Raw genomic sequence first — 25,765 nt, 5'->3', positions numbered from 1 at the left:
TTCCTCTTCCCTGAAATTTCTGTGGCGTGCCGAACCGCCCCCTCACCCGGCCTCCGCTTCGCTCGGCCACCCTCTCCCCAAGGGGAGAGGAGGATCGGAGGCGTTGCGGCAATCCCTCTTCTCCCCTCGGGGAGAAGGTGCCGGCAGGCGGATGAGGGGGTTTCCCCTCAAACTCTCTCGATAATCGTCGCGGTGCCCATGCCGGCGCCGATGCAGAGCGTGACCAGCGCGGTGTTCAAGTCGCGGCGTTCCAACTCGTCCAGGACGGTGCCCAGGATCATCGCGCCGGTGGCGCCGAGCGGGTGGCCCATGGCGATGGCGCCGCCGTTGACGTTGATCCTGTCGTGGCTGATCTCGAAGGCCTGCATATAGCGCAGCACGACGGCGGCGAAGGCTTCGTTGAGCTCGAAAAGGTCGATATCGGAGATCTTCATGCCCGAGCGCGCGAGCAGCTTTTCGGTGACGTCGACCGGGCCGGTCAGCATCAGCGCCGGATCGGAGCCGATATTGGCGAAGTGGCGGATGCGGGCGCGGGGTTTCAGGTTCATGGCTTCACCGCCGGCTTTCGAGCCGATCAGCACGGCCGCGGCGCCATCGACGATGCCCGACGAATTGCCGGCGTGGTGGACGTAATTGATCCGCTCGATTTCCGGATGGGCCTGGATGCCGACCGCTTCGAAACCGCCCATCTCGCCCGGCATCTGGAACGACGGGTTGAGCGAGGCCAGCGACTGCATGTCGGTGGTCGGCCGCATGTGCTCGTCGCGGTCGAGGATGGTCAGGCCGTTCTGGTCCTTGACCGGAATGACGGAGTTCTTGAAGTAGCCGGCGTCCCAGGCCTTGGCCGCACGCTTCTGGCTCTCGACGGCATAGGCGTCGACGTCATCGCGGGAAAACCCGTATTTGGTGGCGATCAGGTCGGCCGAGACGCCCTGCGGCATGAAGTAGGCGGGGAAATTGACCGACGGGTCCATGTACCAGGAGCCGCCGGACATGCCCATGCCGACCCGCGACATGCTCTCGACGCCGCCGGCGATGACGATATCGTCGGAACCGGCCGCGACCTTGCCAGCCGCGAAATTGACCGCATCGAGACCCGAGGAGCAGAAACGGGAAATCTGCATGCCGGGCGCCCGAGTGGAATAACCGGCCTCGAAGGCGGCAGCCTTGGGGATGACGGCGCCCGCATCCATGACCGGATCGACGCAGCCCATGATGATGTCGTCGACATAAGACGTGTCGAGCCCGTTGCGGTCGCGGATCGCTTCCAGCGTCTTGGCGGCAAGCCGCACGGACGGCACTTCGTGCAGCGCCCCATCCTTCTTGCCGCGGCCGCGCGGCGTGCGGACGTGGTCGTAAATGAAGACTTCGGTCATGGTGTCATCTCCCTGGGTGGCAATTTATATTGCCTCAAATCTCGGACATGGGAGGGGGACCCCTCCCCGGCCCTCCCCGCAAGGGGGAGGGAGCGCGCCGGCGCAAAATCAAAACGCGTCGGCGGCCAGTTCCATCACGCTGTCGGCGCCGGCTTCGATGCGGACTTTCCGCATTGCGGTTTCCGGCATGATCTTTTCCATGAAGAACTTCGCCGTCACCAGCTTGTTCTTCAGGTACTCGGCGCGGGTGTCGCCGGCGGCAAGTCCGCTCTGCGCCGCCTTGGCGATCTTGGCCCACATGTAGCCGAGCGTCACGATCCCGAAGAGGTGCATATAGTCGGTCGAACCGGCGCCGGCATTGTCGGGCTTGGCCATGGCGTTCTGCATGAACCACATGGTGGAGGCCTGCAGGTCGTTCAAGCCCTTCTTGAGACCCTTGGTGAAGGGAGCCATATTCTCGTCGGAACGGTTCTCTTCGCAGAAGTCGCCGATCTCCTTGAACATCGCCATCACGGCGCGGCCGCCGTTCAGCGCCAGCTTGCGGCCGACGAGGTCGAGCGCCTGGATGCCGTTGGCGCCTTCGTAGATCATGGTGATGCGGGCATCGCGGACATACTGGCTCATGCCGTGTTCCTCGATATAACCGTGGCCGCCGAACACCTGCTGGGCCATGACGGCGTGCTCGAAACCCTTGTCGGTCATCACGCCCTTGAGGATCGGGGTGGCGAGGCCGAGGAGATCGTCGGCGTTCTGGCGCTCTGCCGCATCCGGCGAGCGGTGGGCGATATCGGATTTCAGCGCGGTCCACAGCAGGAAGGCGCGGCCGGCCTCGTTGAAGGCGCGGATGGTCATCAGCGTACGGCGGATGTCCGGATGAACGATGATCGGGTCGGCCTTTTTGTCCGGCGCTTTGGCGCCGGAGAGCGAACGGCCCTGGATGCGCTCGCGGGCATAGGCGACGGCATTCTGGTAAGCCGTCTCGGCAATCGACAGGCCCTGCAGGCCGACGCCGAGGCGGGCCTCGTTCATCATCACGAACATGGCCGCCAGGCCCTTGTTCTCAGGCCCGATCAGGTAACCCGTCGCCTCGTCATAGTTCATGACGCAGGTGGAGTTGCCGTGGATGCCCATCTTGTGTTCGATCGCACCGCAGGTGGCGCCATTGCGCTCGCCAAGCGATCCGTCGGCATTGACCATGAACTTCGGGACGATGAAGAGCGAGATGCCCTTGGTGCCCTCGGGCGCGCCTTCGATGCGGGCAAGCACCAGATGGACGATATTGTCGGTCATGCCGTGTTCGCCGGCGGAGATGAAGATCTTTTGGCCGGAAATCTTGTAGGACCCATCGGCCTGCGGCACTGCCTTCGACCGCAGCAGGCCGAGATCGGTACCGCAATGGGGCTCGGTGAGGTTCATCGTGCCCGACCAGGTACCGGCGACCATTTTCGGCAGGTAGGTCTTCTTCTGCTCGTCGGAACCATGCACGAGGATCGCGGCGATCGCGCCCTGGGTCAGGCCCGGATACATCATCAGCGACATGTTGGCCGACGACATGTATTCGCCGACAGCGGCATGCAGCGTGTAGGGCAGGCCCTGGCCGCCGAATTCCTCCGGGACGGCAAGTCCGATCCAGCCGGCCTGGCAATACTGATCATAGGCCTGCTTGAAACCCTTGGGCACCGAGACCGTGCCATCATCATGGCGGGTGCAGCCTTCCTGGTCGCCAGACAGGTTCAGCGGAAAAAGGACGTCTTCGGCCACCTTGGCGGCTTCTCCGATGATCGCTTCCAGCATGTCCGGAGTGGCATCGGCAAAGCCCGGCAGATTGCCGTAGCGCTCGATGCCGAGCACATCGTTGAGAATGAACAGCGTGTCGTTCACCGGGGCCTTGTACACTGGCATGGTCGAGCTTCCTCCAAATCCTCGTCTTCCGGGTCCGCCTCGTGGCCCATGGCTCACGGCAGGATCCGTATTCCTCCTACCACAAATAATTGACGTTCGCGTAAACGTCAATTGCGACGGCGGGAACTTTGGCGATCTACACCACCGCCGTCCCTCCGTCCCGGGCGTAGTCTTAACGGACCGAACAGTTGCGAGGCTGGATGGGAAAGCCGGAAGATAGAGGCGGCAGGCGCAACGTCATCATCGCAAAGCGGCCGAACGCATCGAAAAGGTTAAAATTTTCGTCCGGGTTAACGACTTGTTTACCACGTCTCGCGAAATAGTGGGCACTCAAGCGACGCAGTGCATTTATCTCCAAGACGTCCCGCGTCCGCTGAAATGGCAGTCCTGCGCAAGGCATTTCTAATATACGGCCCTTTGGGGATCATCCCATCCCTGGAACGAGGCCGGTACGAGAGCCAGCAGGTACAACGTCGAAACGAGCGAGCACATGAACGGATCACGATCGACCCCTTCCCGTCCCGGCGACCGCTCTTCGCTGGATGCGCTGAACCGCACCATCGAAGGGCTCGAGGCGCGTATCGAGGGGTTGATGTCGGGTACCGCACGTGACAACCGCGCGCCCAAGCCTGCCGATCCGCGCCAGGAGCGCCGGACCGCCGCGGCTCCTGCCTATCGCGAACCGCCACTCGCCAGCGACCCGCTCGCCCAGATCCGCGAGCGCCAGCGCATGCTCGAGGCCAGCCGCGACCGTGCCGCTCGCCCCGAACGCCAGCGCGCGCCGGATCTTCGTCGCGAAGAACCGCGTCATGCCGAACCGCGCCCGCCGGAAGCCTACCGCCCGCCGGCGCACCAGGCCCCCGTCCGCGCCGAAGCGCCCCGTTACACCGAACAGCGCCCGATCGCGCCAGCGCCGCGCCGCGAAGAACCCCGTCGCCCGGCCGCACAGCCGCGCATGCCGGCACCGCCGCCGCAGGTCGACAATGGCATGCGGGGCATCGCCCAGGCGCTGATCGGCCTGCGCCAGGAGCTGAAGCAGGATATTTCCGAAAGCGTCGCGCGCGAAATGACGGCGCTGCGCTCCGAAATCCGTTCGATCAAATCCATCGCCGAGGACCAGCACTTCACCGAGGACCTGCGCAGCGACCTTGCCCGGCTTGCCGAAGGCATCAGCCAGCTCGGCTACCAGGCGACGCCGGAGGCCGCTGGCCTGCGCCACGAATTCGAGGAACTGCGCGCCGTCATGGACGGCCTCGCCCGCGAAGATTCCGTGCGGCGGATGGAAACCCGCTGGCAGGGTCTCGAAGATCGCATGCACGGCCTCGACTCCACGGCTCTGCGCGAAGAGCTCGTCTCGCTCGCCTACCGCATCGACGACATCAAGGGCCAGCTCGGTGAAATGAGCGACAGCCCGGTGATCCGGGCGCTCGAACAGAAGCTGATCACGGTGGCGAGCGCCATGGAACAGCTCGGTTCGCGCATGCAGCCGAACGATTCGGTCATCGCCGAACAGTTCGCGACATTGGACGAGCGGCTGGACGAGATCAGCCGCGCGATTGCCGCCGGCAGCCGCGCCTCGGCCTCGGCCTCGATCGACCAATCCTTCCTGCAGCGGCTGGACGGCCGGATCAGCGCGCTCGCCGACCAGATCGATGCGATCGGTCAGGCGACCCATGCCCAGTTCGATCCGACCGAAGCGCTGTCCGCCCGCATCGAGGCCTTGACCGGCCGGATCGAGGAACTCACCGACGAACAGGCCGCAATGCGCCTGGAGGAACGGCTCGAACAGCTTTCGCTGATCCTGGAACAGGCCCAGAAGCCTTCCCAGGACCCGGACCTTTCCGCCTATCTCGCCGATATTTCGCGCAAGATCGACGGCCTGGAGCAGGGTAGCGTCAGTGATGTGCTCGCCGAGCGGCTCGATTATCTTGCCCGCCGGATCGAGGAAATCGCCTATCAGCCGCAGGCCCAGTCGGCGATCGACGAAAACGCCTTCGGGCGGATCGAAGACCGGTTGACCGACATTGCCGCCCGGCTTGACGAGGCGTCGCCGCGCGGCGACGACGGCGCGCTTCGCAGTCTCGAAGACCAGATCGCCCATCTTTCGGTGCTGATCAGCCAGCCGCAGCAAGGTGCCGGCGCCCTTCCCGCCGAATTCGAAAACCGCATGACGGCGCTCGAAAGCTATATGGCGACCAATGACGAATACATCATCGAGGCTGCCCGCCAGGCGGCCGAGACGGTGGTGGAAGCCTATTCGCGAAACGGCATGGCGGGCACACCGGGCGCCGCCGCCGACATGGCGGCACTTTCGGCGCTTGCCGACGACCTTCGCCACCTCGAAGACCTGACCCGGCATTCGGACGACCGCACCCACCAGACGTTCGAAGCCCTGCACGGCACGCTGGTGCAGATCGCCGACCGCCTGGACGGCATGGAAGAACGGCTTGTCGCCTCCGCTCATGCGGAGCGCGATCGCCATCATGAAGAACCGGCTCGTTACGAAACCCGCCCTGCCCCGGCCATGCCGGCGGCCGCGCAGCTTTCCGTCGCGGCAGCCGAAGAGCTGATGCGCTACGAGCTGGCGGAGGCCGAGGCCGACGAACAGCCGGCAGCGACCTTCGGTCACCGTGCAAAAGCCCCGGAAGAAGCATCCTCCGACGAAACGGTGCTTCGCGCCGACTATGCCGACACCAAAACCGCCACCAAGGACAATCCCACCCGGGAAAAGGCCGCCAAGACCAGCCTTCTGACCGAGCTTTCCCGCCGCTTCCTGCCTGGCGGCAAGGCCGAGGCGCCGAAGGGTGGCCGCACCGTCATCGAGCCGACGCCGCCACTCGACCCCTCCGACGTGCTGCCGGCGGATCGCGAAAACGACCTTCTGGAGCCCGGCTCCGGCGCACCCGACGTCAAGAAGATCCTCGAGCGGGTTCGCGCCAGCCAGGTCGCCGGCGAATTCGATACCGACCGGACCAGCGCCGCGGAACGCGCCGACTATATCGCGGCCGCCCGCCGCGCCGCCAAGGCCGCTGCCCAGGAAACCGATCCTTCGCAGGGCGGTTCTCCCTCCAAGGACCTGCGCAAAGCCGCCAAGGCTTCCGCCAACAAGGGCTTCGGCGCCATGCTTTCGCAGCATCGCCGTCCGATCCTGATGGCCGTCGGCGCCGTGCTTCTGGTGCTGATGGCGATGCCGCTCGCCAAGACGCTGACAAGCGGCACGAAGGCTCCCGCGGCACCTTCCCCGACGATCGAGGCCCCTGCCCGGCCGGCCGCGCCGGCCAATATGAGCGGCAGCAACGGGATCCCGACCGTCGAGGATCAGGCTGCGACCGACGGCGCCGAAAGCGACGCGGATATCGCCGCCGCGCCGACGCGACCCGTCGAACAAGCGCCGGCCCCGGCGACGGCGAACCATCTGACCGATCCGCGCCCGGCGACGGGCCAGCCTTCCGTGATGGAACCGGCCGGCAACCCGCTTCCGGCCCAGAACAGCTTCGCCGCCGTGCCCAAGGCCGATGCTCCGGCCGCGATCGTGGTTCCGGTCGGCATCGAACCGAAATCGCTTGCCGACGCGGCCGCTGCCGGCGACCCGAACGCGCTTTTCGAGATCGGCGCTCGCTTCACCGATGGAAAGGGCGTCAAGAGCGATCTGTCGGAGGCCGCCAACTGGTATAAGCTCGCCGCCGACCGCGGCCTGGCGCCGGCGCAATACCGGCTCGCCAACCTCTTCGAAAAGGGCACGGGCGTTTCCCGCGACCTGACCAAGGCGATGACCTATTACAAGCAGGCCGCCGACGCCGGCAATGCCAGCGCCATGCACAACCTCGCCGTGCTCCAGGCTTCAGGTGCTGCCGGCCAGCCGGACTATGCCGCGGCCGTCTCCTGGTTCACCAAGGCCGCCGACTTCGGCGTCGCCGACAGCCAGTTCAACCTCGCCATTCTGCTTGCCCGCGGCAACGGCGTGAAGCAGGATCTCGAGGAATCCTACAAGTGGTTCGCGGTCGCGGCCAAGGGAGGCGACAAGGACGCCGCCCAGAAGCGCGACGAAGTGGCCAACGCCATGCGCAAGGAACAGCTCGAAAGCGCCCGCGCCAAGGTGGACCAGTGGAAGGTGAAGCCGCTCGATCCGAAGGCCAACTCCATCAATCTCCCGGACGAATGGGCTTCCGGCAAGCCGCTCACCACGGCTTCGATCGACATGGAAAAGGCGATCCGCAATATCCAGGCGATCCTGAACAAGAGCGGTTTCGACGCCGGCACCGCCGACGGCAAGATGGGCGCCAAGACCGTGACCGCTATCAAGGCCTTCCAGACTTCGGTCGGCCAGGAGCCGAACGGCAAGATCACCGACGCGCTGGTCAAGGAACTACTTGCGAAGAACAAGTAAGTCTACTTACCCGACCGGGATCGGGGAGTTGCGCGATATTAATCACGCCCGCACAAAAACGGTAAAATTGCCGCATTATCCGGCACTTGCGAATTGACTCGCAGCGGCGCCCGGGCGCATGACGGATGAAGTCCTTCATGCCCTGTTCACATGGCATGTGAGATCACGTTTCCTTTGCCGCACCGGGCGGACAACCACATCGCGAACGCCCGCGAGGGCGTCGCTTTTTTGCCGTGTCGAGGTTCTGCCGTGACTGTCTACCTGCCGATCGCAGAGCTGTCGGTGAACATCTTCATCATTCTGGGCATGGGCGCGGCCGTGGGCTTTCTCTCCGGCATGTTCGGCGTCGGCGGCGGCTTCCTGATCACGCCGCTGCTGATCTTCTACAACATCCCGCCCGTCGTGGCGGTCGCGACCGGCGCCAACCAGGTCGTCGCCTCCTCGATTTCAGGCGCGATCACCCATTTCAGGCGCGGCACGCTCGACATGAAGCTCGGCTCGGTCCTGCTTGTCGGCGGTCTTGCGGGGGCGACGGCGGGTGTCTGGGTCTTCTCGTGGCTGAGGCGGATCGGACAGCTCGACCTGTTCATCTCGTTGCTCTATGTCGTGCTGCTGAGCTCGATCGGCGCACTGATGCTGCAGGAAAGCGTCCGGGCGATGCGCCGGGCGAAGAACAACAATCCACTGCCGATCAAGCGCCCCGGCCAGCACAACTGGGTGCACCGGCTGCCGCTCAAGATGCGGTTCAAGAAATCGAAGATCTACCTTTCCGCCATTCCGATCGTCGGGCTTGGCTTCGGCATCGGCGTGCTGACCTCGATCATGGGCGTGGGCGGCGGCTTTATCATGGTGCCGGCGATGATCTATCTCCTGCGCATCCCGACCAACGTGGTCGTCGGCACCTCGCTGTTCCAGATCATCTTCGTGACCGCCTACACGACCATGGTGCAGGCGGCGACCAACTATTCGGTCGATATCGTGCTGGCGACGATCCTAATGGTGGCGGGCGTGATCGGCGCGCAATACGGCGTACGCGTCGGGCAGAAGCTGCGCGGCGAACAGCTGCGCGCGCTCCTGGCGCTGCTCGTGCTTGCGGTCGGCATTCGTCTGGCGGTCGGGCTGATCGTCACGCCGAACGACTTTTATTCGGTTGCGGTCGGGGGGATGTCCTACTGATGCGCCGGCTTCTCCGCACCGCCCTTCTCCTGCCGCTCCTGGCGCTCGCCTTCCCGGTCGAGGCGCAGGTGCCGTTCGGCCAGGCATCGGGCGTCAAGGAAGGGCTGGAGATCGGCACTTCGACCAGCGAAATCGCCATCGCCTCGGATTTCCGCGGCGCCGACCTGACGATCTTCGGGGCGCTCACCAATGCCGACGAGCTGTTCCTGGCAATCGGCCAATACGACGTGGTGGTGACGCTCGAAGGGCCGAAGGACTATGCGACGGTGCGCAAGAAGGAGCGCGTCTTCGGGATCTGGATGAATACCGAGGGGCTGACCTTCGAACAGGTGCCGGAAAGTTATTCGCTCGCCAGCACCCGGATGATCGACAACATCGACGAGGCGCCGAGCCTCAACAATATCGGGGTCGGCATCGACCACCTGGCGCTGAACCCGGTCGGCTACATCCCCGATTCCGGCATGATCGGCGAATTCCGCGACGCCTATCGGCGCCTGAAGCTATCGAACGGACTTTATCAGCGCGACACGAGCGGCGTGCGCTTCGTCTCGTCGAGCCTGTTCCGCGCCTCGCTGAAACTGCCGGCCAACATCCCGGACGGGATGCACATGGTGCGCGCCTACCTGTTCAAGAGCGGCCAGCTGATCAACCAGCGGGAAATGCCGCTGCGGGTGGTCAAGACCGGCATCGAACAGGCGATCACCGACGCCGCCCACGACCGGCCGCTCGCCTACGGTTTCCTCTGCGTGCTGATCGCCGTCATCACCGGCTGGGGCGCCAGCATCGTCTTCCGCAAGGACTGATCATTCCGCGGCATCGGCCGCCGCCGCGTTGCGGGCGACGACTTCGAGATAGGCGGCGCGCAGGCGGTCGAACACGGAAGGCTTGCCCGGATCGCGCGGCGCATGCAGATGCAGGACGCGGAGTTCGTCCATGAAATCCTCCCAGAGCGGCCGGCCGCCTTCCTCCAGCAGTTGCGCGCGGATCGACAGCTCTTCGGAGACCGGCATGAAACGGCGGCCCCAAGCGCCCATTTCCGCAAAGATCGGCACCAGGCGGATCGACATTTCGGTAAGGCTGTAGATTCCCTTCTGCTTGTGGCTCGGATCGTCCTCGCGGGAAAGCAGGCCCCGCTCGACCAGCCGCTTCAGCCGGTCGGCAAGGATGTTGGACGCGATGCCTTCCTCGGAATTCTGCAGCAGTTCGCGAAAGTGGCGGCGATTGCCGAACATGATGTCGCGGATGACGATCAGGCTCCAGCGGTCTCCGAGAACCTCCAGCGTCAGATTGATCGGGCAACCCGACCGATATGTTTCGTTCATTTTTTTCTCCAATACCGCTTGCATTCTACAATCAGTTTGACTAGCTTTCAACCACTTGCTTTTTGCAACTGGTTTAAACGCGATGGAGGTTGACATGAGAAAGCTGGTGGTCTGGAACCTGATGAGCCTCGACGGTTATTTCGAGGGGGAAAAGCCGTGGGATCTCGCCTTCCACAACTATGCCTGGGGGCCTGAACTGGAAAAGCTCTCCGAACAGTTCGGCGAGGAAGGTGACCTCCTGGTGTTCGGCCGCAAGACCTACGAGGGCATGGCAGCCTATTGGCCGACCGCCGAGGAAGGCAGCAAGGTCAAGAACTACATGAACAATATCGCCAAGATCGCGGTGTCGAAGACGATCCAGGATGCCCCCTGGAACAATACCCGGGTCGTCAGCGATCCCGTTGCCGAACTCACCAGGCTGAAAGGCGAGGACGGCAAGACGATCTTCATCTTCGGCAGCGCCGAACTGGTGGCCTCGCTGATGAAAGAAGGCCTCATCGACGAATACCGGCTGTGCATCGCGCCGGTGGTTCTCGGCTCCGGCAATCCGCTCTTCAAGAAGGCGGAGCAGCAGACCGAGCTCAAGCTGCTGAGCTCCAGCACCGCGGCCAACGGCGCAGTGATCCTGACTTACGCGGTGGGCAAGGCTGCCTGACGCCGCAGGCGAAGGGCCGGCTGCGCTGCGCGGCCGGATCTTCACACCTGAGCCGCCTTCTCCCTTCGGCTAATTGCGCCCCACCGAGCGCGATATATGGTCACCTTCCAGGGAGAAGGACGATGACCGATACGGAATGCGAAGCGGCTGCGGAGCGGGAAAACGAGAGTGACGCCCGTTCGTCGCGGCCCGCCGGGCAGCCTGTCGGCCTGGCCTGCCGGGACGGCATCGCTCTCCACGGACACTTCTGGCGGGCACGGTCCCCGGGCATCGGCAGCGTCGTCGTCAATCCGGCAACCGGGGTGCTTGCCCGTTATTACCACTATTACGCCGACTTCCTGGCCGGCGAAGGTTTCGACGTGCTGACCTACGACTATCGCGGCATCGGCCTTTCGCGCCCCGAAAGCCTGAAGGGATGCGGCTATCGCTGGCGGGAATGGGGCGAGCAGGATTTCGACGCGGCGCTGAGGCTCATGGACGCGGCAAGGCCGGGGCAACCGCTTTACGTGGTCGGACACAGTGTCGGCGGCTACCTGCCCGGGCTTTCGCCGATGGCCAAACGCATCGACCGGATGCTGACCATGGGGGCGCAATATGCCTACTGGCCGGACTATGCCAGCGGCCATCGCCTGCGGCTGTTTCTGAAATGGCATGTGGTGATGCCGGCCTTGACTGCCGCCTTCGGCTATTTCCCCGGAAAGCGTCTCGGATGGCTGGAGGACCTGCCGGCCGGCGTGGCGAACGAATGGAGCTTTCGCGGGGCACGGATGGAGTGGACCCATCCGGCAGCGGAACGAGGCGATGTGCTGCGGCGGTTCGAAGCGGTGACGGCGCCGATCCTGGCGGTGACCATGTCGGACGACGACATCGGTACGGTGGCGGCAATCCGGCGGACGCTCTGTTATTATCGCAATGCCCAGGTGACGCAGGTGCTGCTGAAGCCGGAGGATTATGGCCTCGCCGCCATCGGACACTTCAGCCTGTTCCACTCCCGGCATCGTGAAGGCTTCTGGCAGGATAGTCTTCGCTGGCTTCGGGACGGCATCAATCCCTGGTCCGGACATGTGATAACGTCATAACGCCCGGGCCTGGGGCTTGCGCTGGATCAACGAATGATCCCGGGCACCTGCGATGATGTCACCAGATTAAAAGGAGGCACAGATGTTCAAACATGTTCTGATCCCGACCGACGGCTCTCCGCTTTCGACCACCGCGCTGGAAAAAGCGCTCGATTTCGCACGCGAAATCGGCGCGGAAGCCACCGTTCTGGTGGTGATGGAACCGTTGCAGGTCCTGACGCTTAATCCGACCGGCATGGAAGTCGCCTATGCGGAATACGACCGCCAGAACAACCAGGCGGCCGACGGCATTCTCGCCGACGCAAAGGAAGCGGCGAAACAACGGCTGGTCGCCTGCGAAACGGTGAAGCTTGGCAGCCTCGATCCGGCGAGCACCATCGTCGAGACCGCCGGCACCTACCATTGCGACGTCATCGCCATGGCCTCGCACGGCCGCTCCGGCTTCAAGGCCTTCATGCTCGGCAGCGTGACGATGAAGGTGCTGGCGCATTCCAAGACGCCGGTGCTGGTCTACCGGTGAGATCTGGTTTACGCCGGCGCTGGCTGCGGATGTTCGTTCAAAACCGGCCGGTCATGCGGTGCTTTACACCTTCGATATTGCGGCGCACAATGCTCCCTTGGCCCGGGGGACAGCGAATGATGACCGTATTTGAAGGCCTAAAAGGGGAACTCGCCGCCGGCACGACAGTCTTGGCGCTGGTCGACTACAATGTCACCGAATTTCGCGACGGCGACAGTTGCCGTTATGTCGGGCACGTTCGCACCAAACCGTCCATTCTACGAACTGCACTGAACGCTCCGACCCTCCGGCTCGGCGGTCACCGCATAACCCTCAATGCGGTCGAGCATGAGGATTGGGTATCGTTTCATCTGGACAGGTTTCCTTAGAGTGGAACGCTGGTTGTTGGATCTGGTGAGATCGTAATCATTGTCAGTCCAGCCTGTTCGGCGTCGTCAGGGCTGTCGATGATGGATGGCATCCGCGTCCGCGCATGTGGTAGGGCGCTTGGACAGGTTTAAACCAGACGGTCAACCGATCAGATTGGCGTAGCGCACCGAATAGATGCGGTCGCGGCCGAGAAGATGTGCGACCAGGGCTTCGCGGTCGAACAGGCCGTGCATGGCCCGATGGTGCAGATCGAGGCCGCCGGCAAGCACGCCGAAGGCCGGCATGAGGAGGCGGTTGCCGTCGCTCGCGAAACACGGGCGGCGGACGGATTTTTCGCGGCGGCGGACGGTGGCCGACGGATGCAGGTGACCGGCGATCTCGCCCTTGCTTCCCCCTGGGCCGGAAATCAGGCTCGGCTCGTGGCGGAAGACGAGGCCGCCATGAAAGAGTTCGTCGGTGCAGGTGCCGGGCAGGTCGACCGTGCCGTCCGGGTCATGGTTGCCGTTGATCCAGACCCACTCGCGGCCGCGCGCCATGGTCGTGATCAGCGAACGCAGGTCGGCGGCAAGATGCTCCGATCCCTTGCGGTCGTGGAAGTTGTCGCCGAGCGAGACGACGGTCTTCGGATCGTAGCGGGCGATGACGGCGGACAGGATGTTGAGCGTGGCGACCGTATCGTAGGGCGGCAGCATCATGCCGCGGCGGGCAAAGGCAGCACCCTTTTCCAGATGCAGGTCGGAGACGACGAGAATGCCGGTTTCGGGCAGGTAAAGACCCCCGAGCGGGTCGCAGACGGCGAGAACGCCGTTCACGACGATCTCTTCCGCACCGGTTGCGGCAGGTCCTCCTGAAATCGTTCGCGCCAAAGCGAGGCGGTGCATCAATTCAATGTCTTCCAGTCCAGCGTACCGCATCAGCCAAGCGCCTCCGCGATCAGTTCGTCGGCGGCTTCCTGCAGCACCGCGTCATGCGCCTCGCCCGGAACGCTCTCCTTGCCGATTTCCAGCATGATCGGAACGGCAAGTGGCGAAACGCGGTCGAGATCGCGGTGGGTGATGTGCCCCCTGATTCGCGCCAGCATATCGCCTAACCGGGCAAGATCCAAAAGACCGGATGCCGCATCCCGCCGTGTCGCCTCCAAAAGCACGTGGTCCGGCTCGTGGCTTCGCAGCACGTCGTAGATGAGATCGGTCGAGACAGTAACCTGCCTTCCGGTCTTTTCCTTGCCCGGATGCCGCCGCTCGATCAAGCCGGAAATCACGGCGCAATTGCGGAAGGTGCGCTTGAGCATATACGATTCGTCGAGCCAGGCCTCGAGATCGTCGCCGAGCATGTCCTCGTCGAAGAGGTCCGACAGGCTCAAGGCACCGGAGCGGATCATCGCGCCGATATCGTTGAGGCCCCAGATGGCCAGCGAATAGTCGGTGGCGACGAAACCGAGCGGTCGGGCGCCGATGCGTTCCAGCCGGCGGGTGAGCAGCATGCCGAGCGTCTGGTGGGCGAGCCGTCCCTCGAAACAATAAGCGATCATGAAGAACCGCTTTCCACGCGGAAAAGTCTCGATCAGCAGCTCGTCCCTGGCCGGCAACATGGAGCGTTCGCGCTGGATGTTCAGCCAGTCGCGGACCTGGTCCGGCAGCACGCCCCAGCGATCGGGATCGGCGAGCATGCCGCGCACCTGGTCGGCGAGATAGGTGGAGAGCGGAAACTTGCCGCCGGCATAGGCGGGGATTTTCGGATCCAGCGAGAAGGCGTTGGAGACGAGGCATTCATTCTCGCGGATGCCTTCGAAGCGCAGCACCTTGCCGGCGAACAGGAAGGTGTCGCCCTGCACCAGCTGTTCGAGGAAATATTCCTCGACCTTGCCGAGCGACATGCCGCCACGCCCAACCGTGCCCTTGGCATTGCGCTTCACCAGCCGGACATTGAGTTCGGTCGCCTCGACGATCGTGCCGAGGTTCAGGCGGTATTGCTGGGCGACCGCCGGATTGGAGACCCGCCAGCGGCCTTCCTTGGTTTTCCTGATCTTGGCGTAACGCTCGTAGGAACGTAGCGCATAACCGCCGGTCGCGACGAAATCGACGATGCGCTCGAACATCTGCCAGGAGAGGTTGGCATAGGGCGAGGCGCTGGTGATCTCGTCGTAGAGTTCGACCGGATCGAAAGGTTCGGCGCAGGCCATGCCGAGCACGTGCTGGGCGAGCACATCGAGCGCGCCCTCGCCGACCGGCGGCGTATCCTGGGCGCCAAGATAATTGGCGTCGAGCGCCGCCTGGCATTCCATCACCTCGAAGCGGTTGGCCGGCACCAGGATCGCCTTCGACGGCTCGTCCATGCGGTGGTTGGAGCGGCCGATGCGCTGGGCGAGGCGGCTAGCCCCCTTCGGCGCGCCGACATGCACGACGAGATCGACATCGCCCCAGTCCATGCCGAGATCGAGTGTGGAGGTAGCGACGACAGCGCGCAACTTGTTGGCGGCCATGGCGGCCTCGACCTTGCGGCGCTGGCCGGCATCGAGCGAGCCGTGATGCAGCGCGATCGGCAGGTTGTCCTCGTTGATCGTCCACAGCGTCTGGAACAGCAATTCCGCCTGGAAGCGGGTGTTGACGAAGATCAGTGTCGTCTTGTGGCGCTTGATCTCCTCGTAGACCTCGGGGATCGCGTAGGTCGAGACATGCCCGGACCAGGGGATGCGGTCCTCGGTGCGCATGATGGTGATATCGGGTGCCGCACCACCTGTGACATGCACGAGGCCGGCGGGCGGGGCTGGGTTTTCACCCTGCGGCACCAGCCAGCGCTGCAGGTCCATGGGATCGGAGACGGTCGCCGAGAGGCCGATCGTGCGCATGTGGGGTGCGTGCTGGCGGATGCGGGCAAGGCCGAGCGACAGGAGGTGGCCGCGCTTGGAGGTGACCAGCGAATGCAGCTCGTCGAGGACCACGTATTTCAGGTCCTTGAAGAAGCGTTCGGCCTCCTTGTTGGCCAGCAGCAGCGCTACCTGTTCCGGAGTAGTCAGCAGGATGTCCGGCGGGTTGAGCTTCTGGCGCTGTCGTTTGGCCTGGGGCGTGTCGCCGGTGCGGTTCTCGATCGAGATGTCGAGGCCCATTTCGAAGACGGGCTTCATCAGGTTGCGCTCGATATCGACGGCGAGCGCCTTCAAGGGCGAGATGTAGAGCGTGTGGATTCCGGTGAAGGCGGAGCCGGGCGGGATCTTGCCGCGCCGCGTCAGATCGGTGAGCGACGGCAGGAAACCGGCGAGCGTCTTGCCGGCGCCGGTCGGCGCGATCAGCAGCATGTTTTCGCCCGCTGTGGAACGCGACAGCAATTCCAGCTGATGGGCGCGCGGCTGCCAGCCCTTCTCCGCGAACCATTTCTGGAACGGCCGGGGCAAAAGCGCGGCGTCACGGCCGGTAGAGGAGGTTTCGACGATATCCACGCCGCTCAAGTTAAGACAAAGCGCGCGAAAAAGAAGGGGCTTGACGCGAGCGCGACAATCGTGGATAAGTTTTATCCACGATATGGAGATGAGCGATGAAACTCGGCGACGGTGTCGAACAGGCGATCCACAGCATCAGCATGATGTCGAGCCTCACCGAAGGCGGGGTCCTGTCGGCCGCGGCGCTGGCGGAATTCCACGGGGTTTCGACCAGCTACCTGCTGAAACATCTCCAGGCGCTTTCGGGCGCCAGGCTGGTGGAAACGGTGTCGGGTCCGAAGGGCGGATACCGGCTCGCGAAGAAGCCGGCGGAGATCACGCTTCTCGATATCGTGCTTGCCGTCGAAGGACCGGCGCCGGCCTTCCGCTGCGCCGAAATCCGCCAACGCGGGCCGAACCCGCTGCCGGGACGGTATTTCACCAAACCCTGCGGCATCAACGCTGCGATGCTGAAGGCCGAAAAGGCCTATCGCGCCGAACTCGCCAAGGTGACGATCGCCGACATCCTGGCGGACCTCAACGCAACCGACGACGGCGGCATCGCCGCGCGCGGCTGCGCCTTTTTGGAAATCAACGAACGCAGAACCGCCCGGTAACCGGGCCATAGGCGCGCCGAAGGCGGCCATAACCCAAGGAGAAGACCCATGCATCAGCGTCTCAACATGCTCAAGGCCGCCCCGGAAGCCGTCAAGGCCGTCACGGCACTCGAAAATTACGTGCAGGCTTCCGGTCTGGAGCGCCGCTTCATCCACCTCATCAAGCTGCGCGCTTCGCAGATCAACGGCTGCGCCTATTGCGTCGACATGCATGTGAAGGAATCACGGCATGACGGCCTCTCGGAACAGTGGATCAACATGATGTGCGTCTGGTGGGAATCGCCGGTCTATGACGACAAGGAACGCGCCCTGCTCGGCTGGGTCGATGCCGTGACCCGCATCGCCGATACCGGCATTCCGGATGCCGCCTTCGACGCGCTGAAGGCGCATTTCACGGAGGAAGAGATCGTCAAGATCACCGTCGCTCTCGGCGTCATCAACACCTGGAACCGGCTGGCCGTTGGCTTCCGCAACCAGCACCCGATCGACAAGCCGGCCACCAAAGCGGCCTGATCTACCCTCCCGGCCTCGATCACCGCGCGACGATATACCGGTCGGAGCGGTGATTGATGGCGAGCACGAGATTGAGCACGACGGCGCCCAGCACCGACCATGCGACGGTGACGGGCGAAACGACGGCGAAGGCGCAGAGCATGACGCAGAGATCGAAGGCGAGCTGGATGAGGCCCGCCTGGATGCCGAAGCGCTCCTGGATATAGATCGCCAGGATGCCGACCCCGCCGAGCGAGGCGCGGTGGCGATAAAGCCCGAGCAGGCCGTAACCGAGCACCAGGCCGCCGAGCAGGGCTGCCCAGAACGGGTGCAGGTACTGGATCAGGAAGAAATGGCTCTCCAGTTCGGTGATGACCGAGACCAGCGCGATGGCGATGAAGGTCTTCAGCGAGAAGGCAAGGCCCAGGCGCTTGAATGACAGGTAATAGAACGGCAGGTTGACGATGAAGAACAGCAGGCCGAACGAAATCCCGAACGCATAATGCAGCAGGAAGGCGACGCCCGCCGTGCCGCCGGTCAAAAGACCGACCTCGTTCAGGAAATAGAAGCCGAGCGCCGATACCATGGCGCCGATGAACAGGCCTTGCCCATCTTCCAGCAGCGTGTGTTGTGCCGGATCGGCGCTGTAAAATCCGAGACCGCGCCTCTGCTGCTCAGCCAATTTGAACCCCTCAGGTTTTCGGTGATATTGCACTGCAATAAAACCGCCGGCAAGGGTCTTCAAGTGTTCATCGGCGGGCGCGGAAAAAAGCAAGAAACGGCGGGTTCAGCTGGGTTTGCGCGACAGAAACAGAATGCCGTGGACAGGTTTTCCGGCATCCATGCGAATGACGGTGTTTTCCACGAGGAGCAGATCGAAGCCGAAGCGGGAAAGCAGCGTACGGATATAAGCCTCGGAATGGGCGTAACGCAGGGAATCCCGCAGCACGAAACCCTCGCCCGCATCCTCGACCGAGAACGCGAAGAGACCCGCCGGGGACAACAGCTCAAGCACCAACGGGAAGACGGTTTCGAGCGAGCCCAGATACATCAGCACGTCGGCCGCGGAGACCAGATCGGCGCGGTGGACCGCCAAGTCGCCGAACAGGCCGGACTCGTCCGATGCGAGGCTAAGGTCGGACTGGCCGAGATGGTCGTAAAGACCCTTGGCCTGCGCCTTCGCCAGCATGTTGAGCGACAGGTCGAAACCTTCGAGGCGCTCGGTCCTGCCACGGATTTCGGCACCGAACAGGCCGGTGCCGCAGCCGAGATCGACCGTATTGCGGAAAGGTCCGTGCGGCATGACCAGCGCCGCCAGCTTGCCGGGCACGGAATAGCCGAGCTTTTTGACGAGCGCCGTATCGAACCGGTCGGCATAGTCGTCGAACAGGCCTTCGACATAACGGCTCGGCGGCCGGTCGGGCGTCTGCTCGGCGCCGATCAGCGCGAGTTTCAGGCGGGCGCCAAAAACGTCGTCCGGCCGCAGAGCTAGCGTCTGGCGATAGGCGTCCGCGGCCGCGCCGAGACCGGCCTTGTCGCGATATTCGCCGAGCCGGAACCAGCCGGCCGCCCAGTCGGGCGTCAGTTCGAGCGCCTGTTCGATCAGCTCCGCCGCAGCCGCGAAATCTCCGCCCTCCGCCAGCATGCGGGCGTAATCGGCGCGACGATCGGCGGTGGCATCCCCCGAGGAGAATTGGCTGGAAAACGGGCTGGGCGGCATGGATGATCCTCGAAGGTGGAGGTTCTTTGCCGAAGCCACAAAAAAACTCAAGTTCTATCTGAGGGGAAACGCTTGCGGTGGCAACGGCTGCCGATTATCTCTCATGGGCAATTTGGAGAAGGACAAGGATGGCGGACGGGGTCAACAAGTTCCTGGGCGATACGCCAGGTCGCACGATCATCAAGCTGATCGTGGTGTGCCTGGTGGTGGGTTTTGTGCTGGCATTCTTCGGCTTTACGCCGGACAATATCGTCGACACGATCCGCTACTGGTTCCTGGACCTCTGGTATAACGGTTTCCGGGCGCTCGGCCGGGTCGGCAATTATCTCGTACTCGGCGCGATCATCGTCATCCCGATCTTCGTCATCCTGCGCCTGATGAGCTACCGCCGCTGACATGACTTCACTGATCAAACCTTCCCGGCGGGACCTTCTCGTCTTTTCCGGCATGGCGCTGGTGCTTGCCGGCTGCTCCACCACATCAGTCCTGACGCCGACTGCCGGTGCCGAGGACGAGACCCAGGCCGCCCTTCCGATGGTCAACACGCTGCGGCAGAGCCGCGGCCTGTCCGCGCTCGCGCTCGACATGCCGGCGCGCAAGGCCGCGGCCCGCCAGGCGGTTCGCATGGCGAAAGCCAACGAGATGAAGCACCTGATCGGCTTCGGCGACAGCTTTGGCGCCCGGATGAAGAGCAGCGACGTGGCGCTGCCGGCGGCGGAAAACATCGCCAGCGGGCAGGATACGGTGACGGCTGCCGTGCAGGCCTGGATCGATTCGCCCAAACATCTCGAAAACATGCTCGGCTCCTACCGGGGGCTCGGGGTTGCCATGGCACGGACCTCGGTTGGCGCCCGGCCCTATTGGGCCATGGTCCTTTCCGGCTGACCCATGGAGAGCGGGGGGCGTAACCAAGAGACCGGGGTGGCCAGGCCGTTCGACGTGACGCACCGGCTGGTGCTTGGGATCGCCATCCCGATGACGCTCGGTTTCCTGACGACGCCGCTGCTCGGCCTCACCGATACCGCGGTGGTCGGGCAACTGGGCCAGGCGGAAGCGCTGGCGGGTCTGGCGATCGGCGCCATCCTCTTCGACCTCATCTATGGCAGCCTCAGCTTTTTCCGCACCTCGACCACTGGGCTGGTGGCGCAGGCCTTCGGCCGCGGCGACCGCCGGGAACAGCAGGCGGTGTTCTGGCGAGCCTTCTTGAGCGCGCTCGGCCTTGGGGTGATCATGCTGGCGTTCTCGCCACTGATCCTTCGATACGCGCCGGACCTGATGACCAGCGACCCGGCCGTTGCCGACGTGACCCGCCACTATTTCGGCATCCGGGTGCTGACGAGCCCGGCAACCTTCGCCAATTTCGCCATTCTCGGCTTCGTGCTCGGACGAGGCCAGGGCATGCTCGGGCTGACGCTGCAGATTATCCTCAACGGCACCAATATCGTCCTCGCCATCCTGTTCGGCCTGGTGTTCGGCTGGGGTGTGGCGGGCGTCGCCTGGGCGACCGCGGCGGCGGAAGTGACCGCCGTGGTGATCGGCCTCGTCATCGTCAGCCGGCAATTTTCCGCCGCCGACCGGCCGACGCGAGCGGATATTTTCGATGCGGCCAAGCTGCGCCAGCTTTTCCAGCTCAATGCCGACATCCTGATCCGCTCGCTGATATTGAACGGCGCCTTCGCGGTACTGACCCGCGTCGGGTCGAGCTTCGGGGCGGTGACGCTGGCGGCCAACGCGGTGCTGATGAACATCTTCATGCTGTCGGCCTTCTTCCTCGACGGGCTCGCGGGTGCCGCCGAACAGCTCGCCGGCCGCGCGGTGGGCGCCCAGTACCGGCCGTCCTTCGATCGGGCGCTGAAGCTGACCGGCCTCTGGTCCTTCGTGATGGCGGGCGTGGTCGGGCTGTTCTTCGTGGGCTTCGGCCAGCCGATCATCCAGCTTCTGACCACGTCGGAAGCGGTGCGGCAGGAAGCCTATGTCTATCTCGGCTGGGCGGCGGTGACGGGGCTCACCGGCGCGCTCGCCTTCCAGATGGACGGTGTCTTCATCGGCGCCACCTGGTCGCGCGAGATGCGCAACATGATGCTTGTCTCATTTGCGGGCTATTGCGTCAGCCTCGCCGTGCTCGTGCCGATGATGGGCAATCACGGGCTCTGGCTGTCGCTCAACCTGTTCCTGTTGATGCGCGGCTTTTTCCTGGCCGCCATGGTGCCGCGCAAGGCACGTCAGAGTTTTATCCCGGCCCATTGATCGAGGCGGGTGTCCCGCAGCTCGCGGATCGAGGAGACCTTCTCCCGGTCGAGAAGGCCCGAAAGCCCCTTGACGATCGTCGCCGGCAGGCCGGGCCCTTCATAGACCATGCAGGAATAGAGCTGCACGAGGTCGGCACCGGCGCGGATCTTTTCCAGCGCATCCGCAGCACTCGAGACGCCGCCGACGCCGATGACGGCGAGGTCCGAGCCGACGCGCTTGCGCACTTTTGCAAGGACTGCCGTCGAGCGCTTGAAGAGCGGGGCGCCGGAAAGACCACCCGCTTCCTTCGCCTGGGCCTGGTCCTTCAGTCCATCTCGGGCGAGCGTCGTGTTGGAGACGATCAGCCCGTCGAGCGGATGCGCGGTCGCCTCGGCCGCGATATCGTCCAAGCCCTCCTCCGTCAGATCGGGTGCGATCTTCAGGAAGACCGGAACGGTCCGGCTGTGGCGCAGCGCCTCTTCGGCGCGGGTGGCCAGTACGGCGTCGAGCAGCGCCTTCAGGCTGTCGCGCGCCTGCAGATCCCGCAGGCCCGGCGTATTGGGCGAGGAGATGTTGACGGTGAAATAGGTGGCGAGCGCATAGAATTTTCGGATTCCGGCGACGTAGTCGGCGATCCGGTCGGCCGCATCCTTGTTGGCGCCGATATTGACGCCGACGATGCCCGGCGCGTTGCGCCGCGCGGTCAGGCGCGTGAACGCCGCCTCATGGCCCTCGTTGTTGAAGCCGAGCCGATTGATGACACCGCGGTCCTCCACCAGGCGGAAGATACGCGGCTTGTCGTTACCCGTCTGGGCCTTGGGCGTCACCGTGCCGATCTCGGTAAAACCGAAGCCGAGCTTCAGCATCGCATCCGGCACCTCGGCATTCTTGTCATAACCGGCCGCAAGCCCGATCGGGTTTGGAAAGCGAATGCCAGCGACCGTCTGGGCAAGCCGCGGATCGATGGCCAGGCGGCAGGCGGGCACGAGGCCGGTTTTGAGGGCGGCGATCGACAGGCCGTGGGCAGTTTCCGGATCGAAAACGAAAAGGCTGCGCGAGGCAAACCCGGCAAAGGGGCCGATCATGGCATTTTCTCCGGGAAAGCATGCACGCCGTCGACGCCGATCAGCAGCGGCATTTCCCAAAGGACAGCCGAAACAGGCAGGGTGCCGTAAAGATGCGGGAAAAGATCGCCGCCGCGGGAGGCTTCATATTTCAGCGCCTCGCCGAGACTGGGCGCATTGACCGCGACCAGCATCAGGCCGGCAACGCCGGCAAAGTGCAGCCTTGCGGTCTCCTTCGCCTGCGTACCGGTCGAAAAATGGATATAGCCGTCCTTCAGGTCGATTTCGGCGCCTTCGAAGACACCTTTTTGCTTTGCCTGGCGCCAGAGCGTTTCCGGCACGATCTTGTACACTATATCCGTCATCATCAACTCTCGGGGACCTGCTATTCTCCGACCGTTTGCCGCAAAGCCCGGCGCTTGTCCACCGTTACAGCAGGAGGACCACAACATGAAAACGCTCGCATTGATGACTTGCGCACTGCTCTTGCCGCTGGCCGCCTCGGCGCAACAGCCGCAGACGAGCCGTTTCCAGCTTCAGCGCACCGAGACCGGCATCGTCCGGCTCGATACCGAAACCGGCGCGATGACGCTCTGCCGCGACGAGAACGGCACGCTCGCCTGCCGCATGCAGCCCGACGAGAGGGCAGCCTACGAACAGGAGCTCGACCGGCTGGCCAAACGCGTCACCGCGCTGGAGGAGCGGCTCAGCAACATTCCGCCGGACGCCTTGCCAAAGGCGCTGCCGAGCGATGCGGAAGTCGACCGCTCGCTGTCGATCATGGAGAAGTTCATGCGGCGCTTCATGGCGATCGTCGGCGAGTTCGCGGATGAACGGGAAGCCGATAAACCACAACCCAATCGTACGTGATCTCCCGCACTTGTTTCGGGTCTGCGAGAGGTTTACAACTTTCTAAGATTCATTGGCACGACTATGCTCTTGGGAGGGGGCGTGGACATGCAGACACTCACGATCATCATAGCAGACGACCACCCGCTGTTTCGCGGCGCGCTCAGCCATTCGGTGCGGGGCATTGCCGAAGAACTCGTGATCATCGAGGCCGGCGATTTCGAGGCGGCGCGGCGTGCGGCCGAAGACAATCCCGATGCCGACCTGATGCTGCTCGACCTCGCCATGCCGGGCGTCAGCGGCTTTTCAGGACTGATGTCGCTGCGCGCCGAATTTTCCGGACTGCCGATCGTCATCGTCTCGGCCAGCGACGATTGCTCCACCATCCGCAGGGCGCTGGAACTCGGCGCTTCCGGCTTCATCTCGAAATCCTCCGGGCTCGACGATATCCGCGCCGGCATCCAGACGGTGCTGGAAGGCGACATCTGGGCGCCGAAAGATTACCTAGCCGGACCGGAAGAAGATTCGGGCCTCACCGAGATCATCGAACGGCTGAAGACGCTGACGCCGCAACAGAACCGCGTGCTCTCCATGCTCGGCGAGGGACTGCTCAACAAGCAGATCGCCTATGAACTCGGCGTCTCCGAGGCGACCATCAAGGCGCATGTCTCGGCAATCCTCCTCAAGCTCAATGTCGACAGCCGCACCCAGGCGGTGATCAAGCTCGGCAAGATCAACATGGCGCTGGTGGCCTGACACGGGCCATCATTGGAACAGGATTTTATTCCTCTCGTCCCTTTACGCGAGGCTGAGGTTCCGTTAAAATTCGGGGTGCGCGCGAGCCGGCAGCCCGCTGGAGCGAGGCGTTCAAGGAACCGATCGACAAAAGTCTGATCGGTAGGGTTCTGATCGAGAGGTTCGCAGAGCGCTGGATTGTCCGGCTTTGTCTCGCGCACCGGTCACGGGTACGGACGACGATGCTGTCACATGATACGATCTGGAGCGCGATCGATACGCTCGCCCAACGCCACCAGCTGACGCCTTCCGGGCTGGCGCGACGCGCCGGCCTCGATCCTACTTCGTTCAACAAGTCGAAACGGCTCGGTCCGGACGGACGGCTGCGCTGGCCGTCGACGGAATCGATCGCCAAGGTGCTCGAGGCGACGGGCGCCACGATCGACCAGTTCATGAGCTACCTGCCGGCCGTTCCCGGCCGCTCCTCTATCCCGGAAGGCAATTTCCCGCCGCAGAACGGCTCCATCCCGCTGCTCGGTTTTGCGCAGGCCGGCGCCGGCGGCTTTTTCGACGATGGCGGTTTTCCGGCCGGTCAGGGCTGGGACGTGGTGGAGTTTCCGGTCGATCCGTCCCGCAAGGCCGGCGTCTATGCGCTGGAAGTCCAAGGCGAATCGATGATGCCGCTTTATCGCGACGGCGACGTGCTGATCGTCGAGCCGGGCGCGCAGGTGCGCCGCGGTGACCGCGTGGTGCTCAAGACCAAGGAGGGCGAAGTGATGGCAAAGGTGCTCGCCCGCCAGAGCGCCCGGACTGTGGAGCTGCTCTCCCTCAATCCGGAACATCCGAACCGCACCTTCGACCTTTCCGACGTGGAATGGATAGCCCGCATCATCTGGGCCAGCCAATAAGCGAGTAAGGAAGTGAGTAGGAAACTGCTCCTACCCAGCCATCAATAAAGCCCGTTCGGGAAATAGCGCAGGTAGATATCCTGCAGCCGGCCGTTGCGCGACAGGACGCTCAGCGCCTGGTCGAAGGCGGCGACCAAGAGCGGGTCGTCCTTGCCGAGCATGATCGACAGGCCTTCGCCTAGGAATTTCTCAGATAGATAGGGGCCCTCGAAGAGGGCACAGCATTTCGCCGAACCTTCGCCCGCCACCCAGAAGGGCAGTCTCAGGCCATCGGAAAAGGCGGCATCCACCTTGCCCGTCTTCAGGGCCTCCAGCACCGCCTCGTAGTTGTCGAACGGTACGGCGGCGATCTTCGGGAAAAACGCCTTCAGCATCAGCTCATGGGCGGTACCCCTGACGACGCCGACCGGCTTGCCGGAAAGTGCTGCCGCCGTATCGCCGTCGATCCTGGCCTTCAGGTTGCGGGCGAAACGTGCCGGCACGCCGAGATAGGGCCGCGAGAAGGCAAACCGCTGGCGCCGCTCCGGCGTTACCGCCATGCCGGCCATGACCGCTTCACCGGCGCCACCCTCCAGGGCCTTTTCCAGCTCGTCGAAAGGCAGTGCCTGGATCTGGCACTTCGCCTCGATCTTCAGCTCGGCGCAGATTTCGCGGGCAAGGTCGACATTGAAGCCGGCAAGCCTGCCTGTCTGGTCGGCAAAATTGAACGGCGGGAAATCGACGCTCGTCAGGATGCGGACCCGGATCACGGTGGAAAGATCAGGGCGGGCGAGCCGCTCCTTGGCATCGAACATCAGGGGTAGCGGACTGCCGCCTTCGGTAGCCCGAGCTGGGACCGCGGCGGCAACAATCCCTCCGGTCAGAAGGCAAAGCCGCAGAAGGTTGAAGAACCCCTTGATTTTCGGGGATGCAATCATGGGATGCATCTCTATGATCCAGATCGGGACAGG

The 25,765-nt window shown here is 63.9% G+C and carries 25 protein-coding genes; 15 read left to right on the top strand and 10 right to left on the bottom strand.

Annotated elements, in window-relative coordinates; genetic code table 11:
* Nucleotides 1-167 precede the first annotated feature (167 nt).
* Together C5J22_RS03330 and C5J22_RS03325 are read right to left on the bottom strand one after the other, a co-directional pair.
* Entirely contained in the window at nt 168-1,376 is a 1,209-nt protein-coding gene (locus C5J22_RS03330; RefSeq protein WP_105437139.1) for an acetyl-CoA C-acetyltransferase, read from the bottom strand.
* Nucleotides 1,377-1,484: 108 nt separating this feature from the next.
* Nucleotides 1,485-3,278 (bottom strand): acyl-CoA dehydrogenase C-terminal domain-containing protein, encoded by a 1,794-nt coding sequence (locus tag C5J22_RS03325; protein WP_105437138.1) that lies wholly within the window; start codon nt 3,276-3,278, stop codon nt 1,485-1,487.
* Nucleotides 3,279-3,768: 490 nt separating this feature from the next.
* On the opposite strand from C5J22_RS03325, the gene C5J22_RS03320 reads away from it, so the two are divergent.
* The 3 genes from C5J22_RS03320 (at nt 3,769) to C5J22_RS03310 (ending at nt 9,644) form a co-directional block, all read left to right on the top strand.
* Nucleotides 3,769-7,665, top strand: a complete 3,897-nt coding sequence (locus C5J22_RS03320) for an SEL1-like repeat protein (RefSeq protein ID WP_105437137.1) — start codon at nt 3,769-3,771, stop codon at nt 7,663-7,665.
* 249 nt (nt 7,666-7,914) lie between these two features.
* A complete protein-coding gene (locus C5J22_RS03315; RefSeq protein WP_105437203.1) occupies nt 7,915-8,841 on the top strand; it encodes a sulfite exporter TauE/SafE family protein in 927 nt (308 codons plus the stop codon).
* Nucleotides 8,841-9,644 (top strand): TIGR02186 family protein, encoded by an 804-nt coding sequence (locus C5J22_RS03310; RefSeq protein WP_105437136.1) that lies wholly within the window; start codon nt 8,841-8,843, stop codon nt 9,642-9,644. Before C5J22_RS03315 ends, C5J22_RS03310 begins: the two co-directional genes overlap by 1 nt.
* On the opposite strand, the gene C5J22_RS03305 is transcribed toward C5J22_RS03310, so the two are convergent.
* Nucleotides 9,645-10,163, bottom strand: a complete 519-nt coding sequence (locus C5J22_RS03305) for a helix-turn-helix domain-containing protein (RefSeq protein WP_105437135.1) — start codon at nt 10,161-10,163, stop codon at nt 9,645-9,647.
* A 94-nt stretch (nt 10,164-10,257) separates the two neighbouring features.
* On the opposite strand from C5J22_RS03305, the gene C5J22_RS03300 reads away from it, so the two are divergent.
* The 4 genes from C5J22_RS03300 (at nt 10,258) to C5J22_RS03285 (ending at nt 12,785) form a co-directional block, all read left to right on the top strand.
* A complete protein-coding gene (locus C5J22_RS03300) occupies nt 10,258-10,818 on the top strand; it encodes a dihydrofolate reductase family protein (RefSeq protein WP_105437134.1) in 561 nt (186 codons plus the stop codon).
* 122 nt (nt 10,819-10,940) lie between these two features.
* A complete protein-coding gene (locus C5J22_RS03295) occupies nt 10,941-11,897 on the top strand; it encodes an alpha/beta fold hydrolase (RefSeq protein WP_105437133.1) in 957 nt (318 codons plus the stop codon).
* Between the two features lie 82 nt (nt 11,898-11,979).
* Nucleotides 11,980-12,417: a universal stress protein gene (locus C5J22_RS03290; protein ID WP_105437132.1), complete on the top strand. Its 438-nt coding sequence runs from the start codon at nt 11,980-11,982 to the stop codon at nt 12,415-12,417.
* A gap of 116 nt (nt 12,418-12,533) precedes the next feature.
* Entirely contained in the window at nt 12,534-12,785 is a 252-nt protein-coding gene (locus tag C5J22_RS03285; RefSeq protein WP_041364525.1) for a hypothetical protein, read from the top strand.
* A 141-nt stretch (nt 12,786-12,926) separates the two neighbouring features.
* Here C5J22_RS03285 and pdeM read toward each other — a convergent pair whose 3' ends face one another.
* Both pdeM and C5J22_RS03275 read right to left on the bottom strand, forming a co-directional pair.
* Nucleotides 12,927-13,667, bottom strand: coding sequence for a ligase-associated DNA damage response endonuclease PdeM (pdeM, locus tag C5J22_RS03280; protein WP_172746515.1), 741 nt, complete (start codon nt 13,665-13,667; stop codon nt 12,927-12,929).
* A 32-nt stretch (nt 13,668-13,699) separates the two neighbouring features.
* On the bottom strand, nt 13,700-16,216 hold the full coding sequence (locus C5J22_RS03275) for a ligase-associated DNA damage response DEXH box helicase (RefSeq protein ID WP_371412538.1): 2,517 nt from the start codon (nt 16,214-16,216) through the stop codon (nt 13,700-13,702).
* Between the two features lie 101 nt (nt 16,217-16,317).
* Between C5J22_RS03275 and C5J22_RS03270 the strand changes: the two genes are divergently transcribed.
* Together C5J22_RS03270 and C5J22_RS03265 are read left to right on the top strand one after the other, a co-directional pair.
* Nucleotides 16,318-16,818, top strand: a complete 501-nt coding sequence (locus C5J22_RS03270; protein ID WP_105437129.1) for an Rrf2 family transcriptional regulator — start codon at nt 16,318-16,320, stop codon at nt 16,816-16,818.
* A gap of 48 nt (nt 16,819-16,866) precedes the next feature.
* Nucleotides 16,867-17,331, top strand: coding sequence for a carboxymuconolactone decarboxylase family protein (locus C5J22_RS03265; protein ID WP_105437128.1), 465 nt, complete (start codon nt 16,867-16,869; stop codon nt 17,329-17,331).
* A 19-nt stretch (nt 17,332-17,350) separates the two neighbouring features.
* Here the strand turns inward: C5J22_RS03265 and C5J22_RS03260 are convergent, their stop codons facing one another.
* The gene (locus C5J22_RS03260) at nt 17,351-17,992 is read right to left on the bottom strand and encodes a YitT family protein (RefSeq protein WP_040125725.1); all 642 of its coding nucleotides are present in this window, start codon (nt 17,990-17,992) and stop codon (nt 17,351-17,353) included.
* Nucleotides 17,993-18,097: 105 nt separating this feature from the next.
* Entirely contained in the window at nt 18,098-19,030 is a 933-nt protein-coding gene (locus tag C5J22_RS03255; protein ID WP_105437127.1) for a class I SAM-dependent methyltransferase, read from the bottom strand.
* Between the two features lie 128 nt (nt 19,031-19,158).
* Here C5J22_RS03255 and C5J22_RS03250 point away from each other — a divergent pair, with 128 nt between their 5' ends.
* From C5J22_RS03250 to C5J22_RS03240, 3 genes are read left to right on the top strand one after another with little or no spacing between them, the layout of a single operon-like run.
* Nucleotides 19,159-19,425 carry a DUF6460 domain-containing protein gene (locus tag C5J22_RS03250; protein ID WP_105401683.1) on the top strand — a complete coding sequence of 89 codons (267 nt, stop codon included), beginning with the start codon at nt 19,159-19,161 and terminating at the stop codon, nt 19,423-19,425.
* A gap of 1 nt (nt 19,426) precedes the next feature.
* Nucleotides 19,427-19,915: a CAP domain-containing protein gene (locus C5J22_RS03245; protein ID WP_105437126.1), complete on the top strand. Its 489-nt coding sequence runs from the start codon at nt 19,427-19,429 to the stop codon at nt 19,913-19,915.
* A gap of 3 nt (nt 19,916-19,918) precedes the next feature.
* The gene (locus tag C5J22_RS03240; protein WP_105437125.1) at nt 19,919-21,277 is read left to right on the top strand and encodes an MATE family efflux transporter; all 1,359 of its coding nucleotides are present in this window, start codon (nt 19,919-19,921) and stop codon (nt 21,275-21,277) included.
* Here C5J22_RS03240 and C5J22_RS03235 read toward each other — a convergent pair.
* Both C5J22_RS03235 and C5J22_RS03230 read right to left on the bottom strand, forming a co-directional pair.
* Nucleotides 21,253-22,344, bottom strand: coding sequence for a quinone-dependent dihydroorotate dehydrogenase (locus C5J22_RS03235; RefSeq protein WP_105437124.1), 1,092 nt, complete (start codon nt 22,342-22,344; stop codon nt 21,253-21,255). The two genes, C5J22_RS03240 and C5J22_RS03235, sit on opposite strands and share 25 nt — an antisense overlap.
* Nucleotides 22,341-22,691: a DUF952 domain-containing protein gene (locus C5J22_RS03230; RefSeq protein ID WP_205837149.1), complete on the bottom strand. Its 351-nt coding sequence runs from the start codon at nt 22,689-22,691 to the stop codon at nt 22,341-22,343. The genes C5J22_RS03235 and C5J22_RS03230 overlap by 4 nt, the downstream gene beginning before the upstream one ends.
* Before the next feature lie 82 nt (nt 22,692-22,773).
* Here C5J22_RS03230 and C5J22_RS03225 point away from each other — a divergent pair, with 82 nt between their 5' ends.
* From C5J22_RS03225 to C5J22_RS03215, 3 genes are all read left to right on the top strand, one after another.
* Nucleotides 22,774-23,193: a hypothetical protein gene (locus tag C5J22_RS03225; protein WP_105437122.1), complete on the top strand. Its 420-nt coding sequence runs from the start codon at nt 22,774-22,776 to the stop codon at nt 23,191-23,193.
* Between the two features lie 87 nt (nt 23,194-23,280).
* On the top strand, nt 23,281-23,928 hold the full coding sequence (locus tag C5J22_RS03220; RefSeq protein ID WP_105437121.1) for a response regulator transcription factor: 648 nt from the start codon (nt 23,281-23,283) through the stop codon (nt 23,926-23,928).
* Between the two features lie 221 nt (nt 23,929-24,149).
* Nucleotides 24,150-24,815 (top strand): helix-turn-helix transcriptional regulator, encoded by a 666-nt coding sequence (locus C5J22_RS03215; protein WP_046606578.1) that lies wholly within the window; start codon nt 24,150-24,152, stop codon nt 24,813-24,815.
* 41 nt (nt 24,816-24,856) lie between these two features.
* On the opposite strand, the gene C5J22_RS03210 is transcribed toward C5J22_RS03215, so the two are convergent.
* Nucleotides 24,857-25,741 (bottom strand): transporter substrate-binding domain-containing protein, encoded by an 885-nt coding sequence (locus tag C5J22_RS03210; protein ID WP_105437120.1) that lies wholly within the window; start codon nt 25,739-25,741, stop codon nt 24,857-24,859.
* Nucleotides 25,742-25,765: the final 24 nt, after the last annotated feature.

The sequence above is a fragment of the Neorhizobium sp. T25_13 genome (assembly GCF_002968675.1).
Taxonomy (GTDB): domain Bacteria; phylum Pseudomonadota; class Alphaproteobacteria; order Rhizobiales; family Rhizobiaceae; genus Neorhizobium; species Neorhizobium tomejilense.
The sequence above is the reverse complement of the archived record's forward strand: the minus strand, read 5'-3'. Positions and strand labels throughout refer to the sequence as shown.

Bases quoted from the DNA above. Each gene is read 5' to 3' on its own strand.
- C5J22_RS03300 (WP_105437134.1), top strand. From the start codon at position 10,258: ATGAGAAAGCTGGTGGTCTGGAACCTGATGAGCCTCGACGGTTATTTC.
- C5J22_RS03215 (WP_046606578.1), top strand. From the start codon at position 24,150: ATGCTGTCACATGATACGATCTGGAGCGCGATCGATACGCTCGCCCAA.
- C5J22_RS03230 (WP_205837149.1), bottom strand. From the start codon at position 22,691: ATGATGACGGATATAGTGTACAAGATCGTGCCGGAAACGCTCTGGCGC.
- C5J22_RS03290 (WP_105437132.1), top strand. From the start codon at position 11,980: ATGTTCAAACATGTTCTGATCCCGACCGACGGCTCTCCGCTTTCGACC.
- C5J22_RS03330 (WP_105437139.1), bottom strand. From the start codon at position 1,376: ATGACCGAAGTCTTCATTTACGACCACGTCCGCACGCCGCGCGGCCGC.
- C5J22_RS03235 (WP_105437124.1), bottom strand. From the start codon at position 22,344: ATGATCGGCCCCTTTGCCGGGTTTGCCTCGCGCAGCCTTTTCGTTTTC.
- C5J22_RS03295 (WP_105437133.1), top strand. From the start codon at position 10,941: ATGACCGATACGGAATGCGAAGCGGCTGCGGAGCGGGAAAACGAGAGT.
- pdeM (WP_172746515.1), bottom strand. From the start codon at position 13,667: ATGCACCGCCTCGCTTTGGCGCGAACGATTTCAGGAGGACCTGCCGCA.
- C5J22_RS03270 (WP_105437129.1), top strand. From the start codon at position 16,318: ATGAAACTCGGCGACGGTGTCGAACAGGCGATCCACAGCATCAGCATG.
- C5J22_RS03255 (WP_105437127.1), bottom strand. From the start codon at position 19,030: ATGCCGCCCAGCCCGTTTTCCAGCCAATTCTCCTCGGGGGATGCCACC.
- C5J22_RS03265 (WP_105437128.1), top strand. From the start codon at position 16,867: ATGCATCAGCGTCTCAACATGCTCAAGGCCGCCCCGGAAGCCGTCAAG.
- C5J22_RS03240 (WP_105437125.1), top strand. From the start codon at position 19,919: ATGGAGAGCGGGGGGCGTAACCAAGAGACCGGGGTGGCCAGGCCGTTC.
- C5J22_RS03250 (WP_105401683.1), top strand. From the start codon at position 19,159: ATGGCGGACGGGGTCAACAAGTTCCTGGGCGATACGCCAGGTCGCACG.
- C5J22_RS03245 (WP_105437126.1), top strand. From the start codon at position 19,427: ATGACTTCACTGATCAAACCTTCCCGGCGGGACCTTCTCGTCTTTTCC.
- C5J22_RS03325 (WP_105437138.1), bottom strand. From the start codon at position 3,278: ATGCCAGTGTACAAGGCCCCGGTGAACGACACGCTGTTCATTCTCAAC.
- C5J22_RS03310 (WP_105437136.1), top strand. From the start codon at position 8,841: ATGCGCCGGCTTCTCCGCACCGCCCTTCTCCTGCCGCTCCTGGCGCTC.
- C5J22_RS03320 (WP_105437137.1), top strand. From the start codon at position 3,769: ATGAACGGATCACGATCGACCCCTTCCCGTCCCGGCGACCGCTCTTCG.
- C5J22_RS03225 (WP_105437122.1), top strand. From the start codon at position 22,774: ATGAAAACGCTCGCATTGATGACTTGCGCACTGCTCTTGCCGCTGGCC.
- C5J22_RS03285 (WP_041364525.1), top strand. From the start codon at position 12,534: ATGATGACCGTATTTGAAGGCCTAAAAGGGGAACTCGCCGCCGGCACG.
- C5J22_RS03210 (WP_105437120.1), bottom strand. From the start codon at position 25,741: ATGCATCCCATGATTGCATCCCCGAAAATCAAGGGGTTCTTCAACCTT.
- C5J22_RS03220 (WP_105437121.1), top strand. From the start codon at position 23,281: ATGCAGACACTCACGATCATCATAGCAGACGACCACCCGCTGTTTCGC.
- C5J22_RS03305 (WP_105437135.1), bottom strand. From the start codon at position 10,163: ATGAACGAAACATATCGGTCGGGTTGCCCGATCAATCTGACGCTGGAG.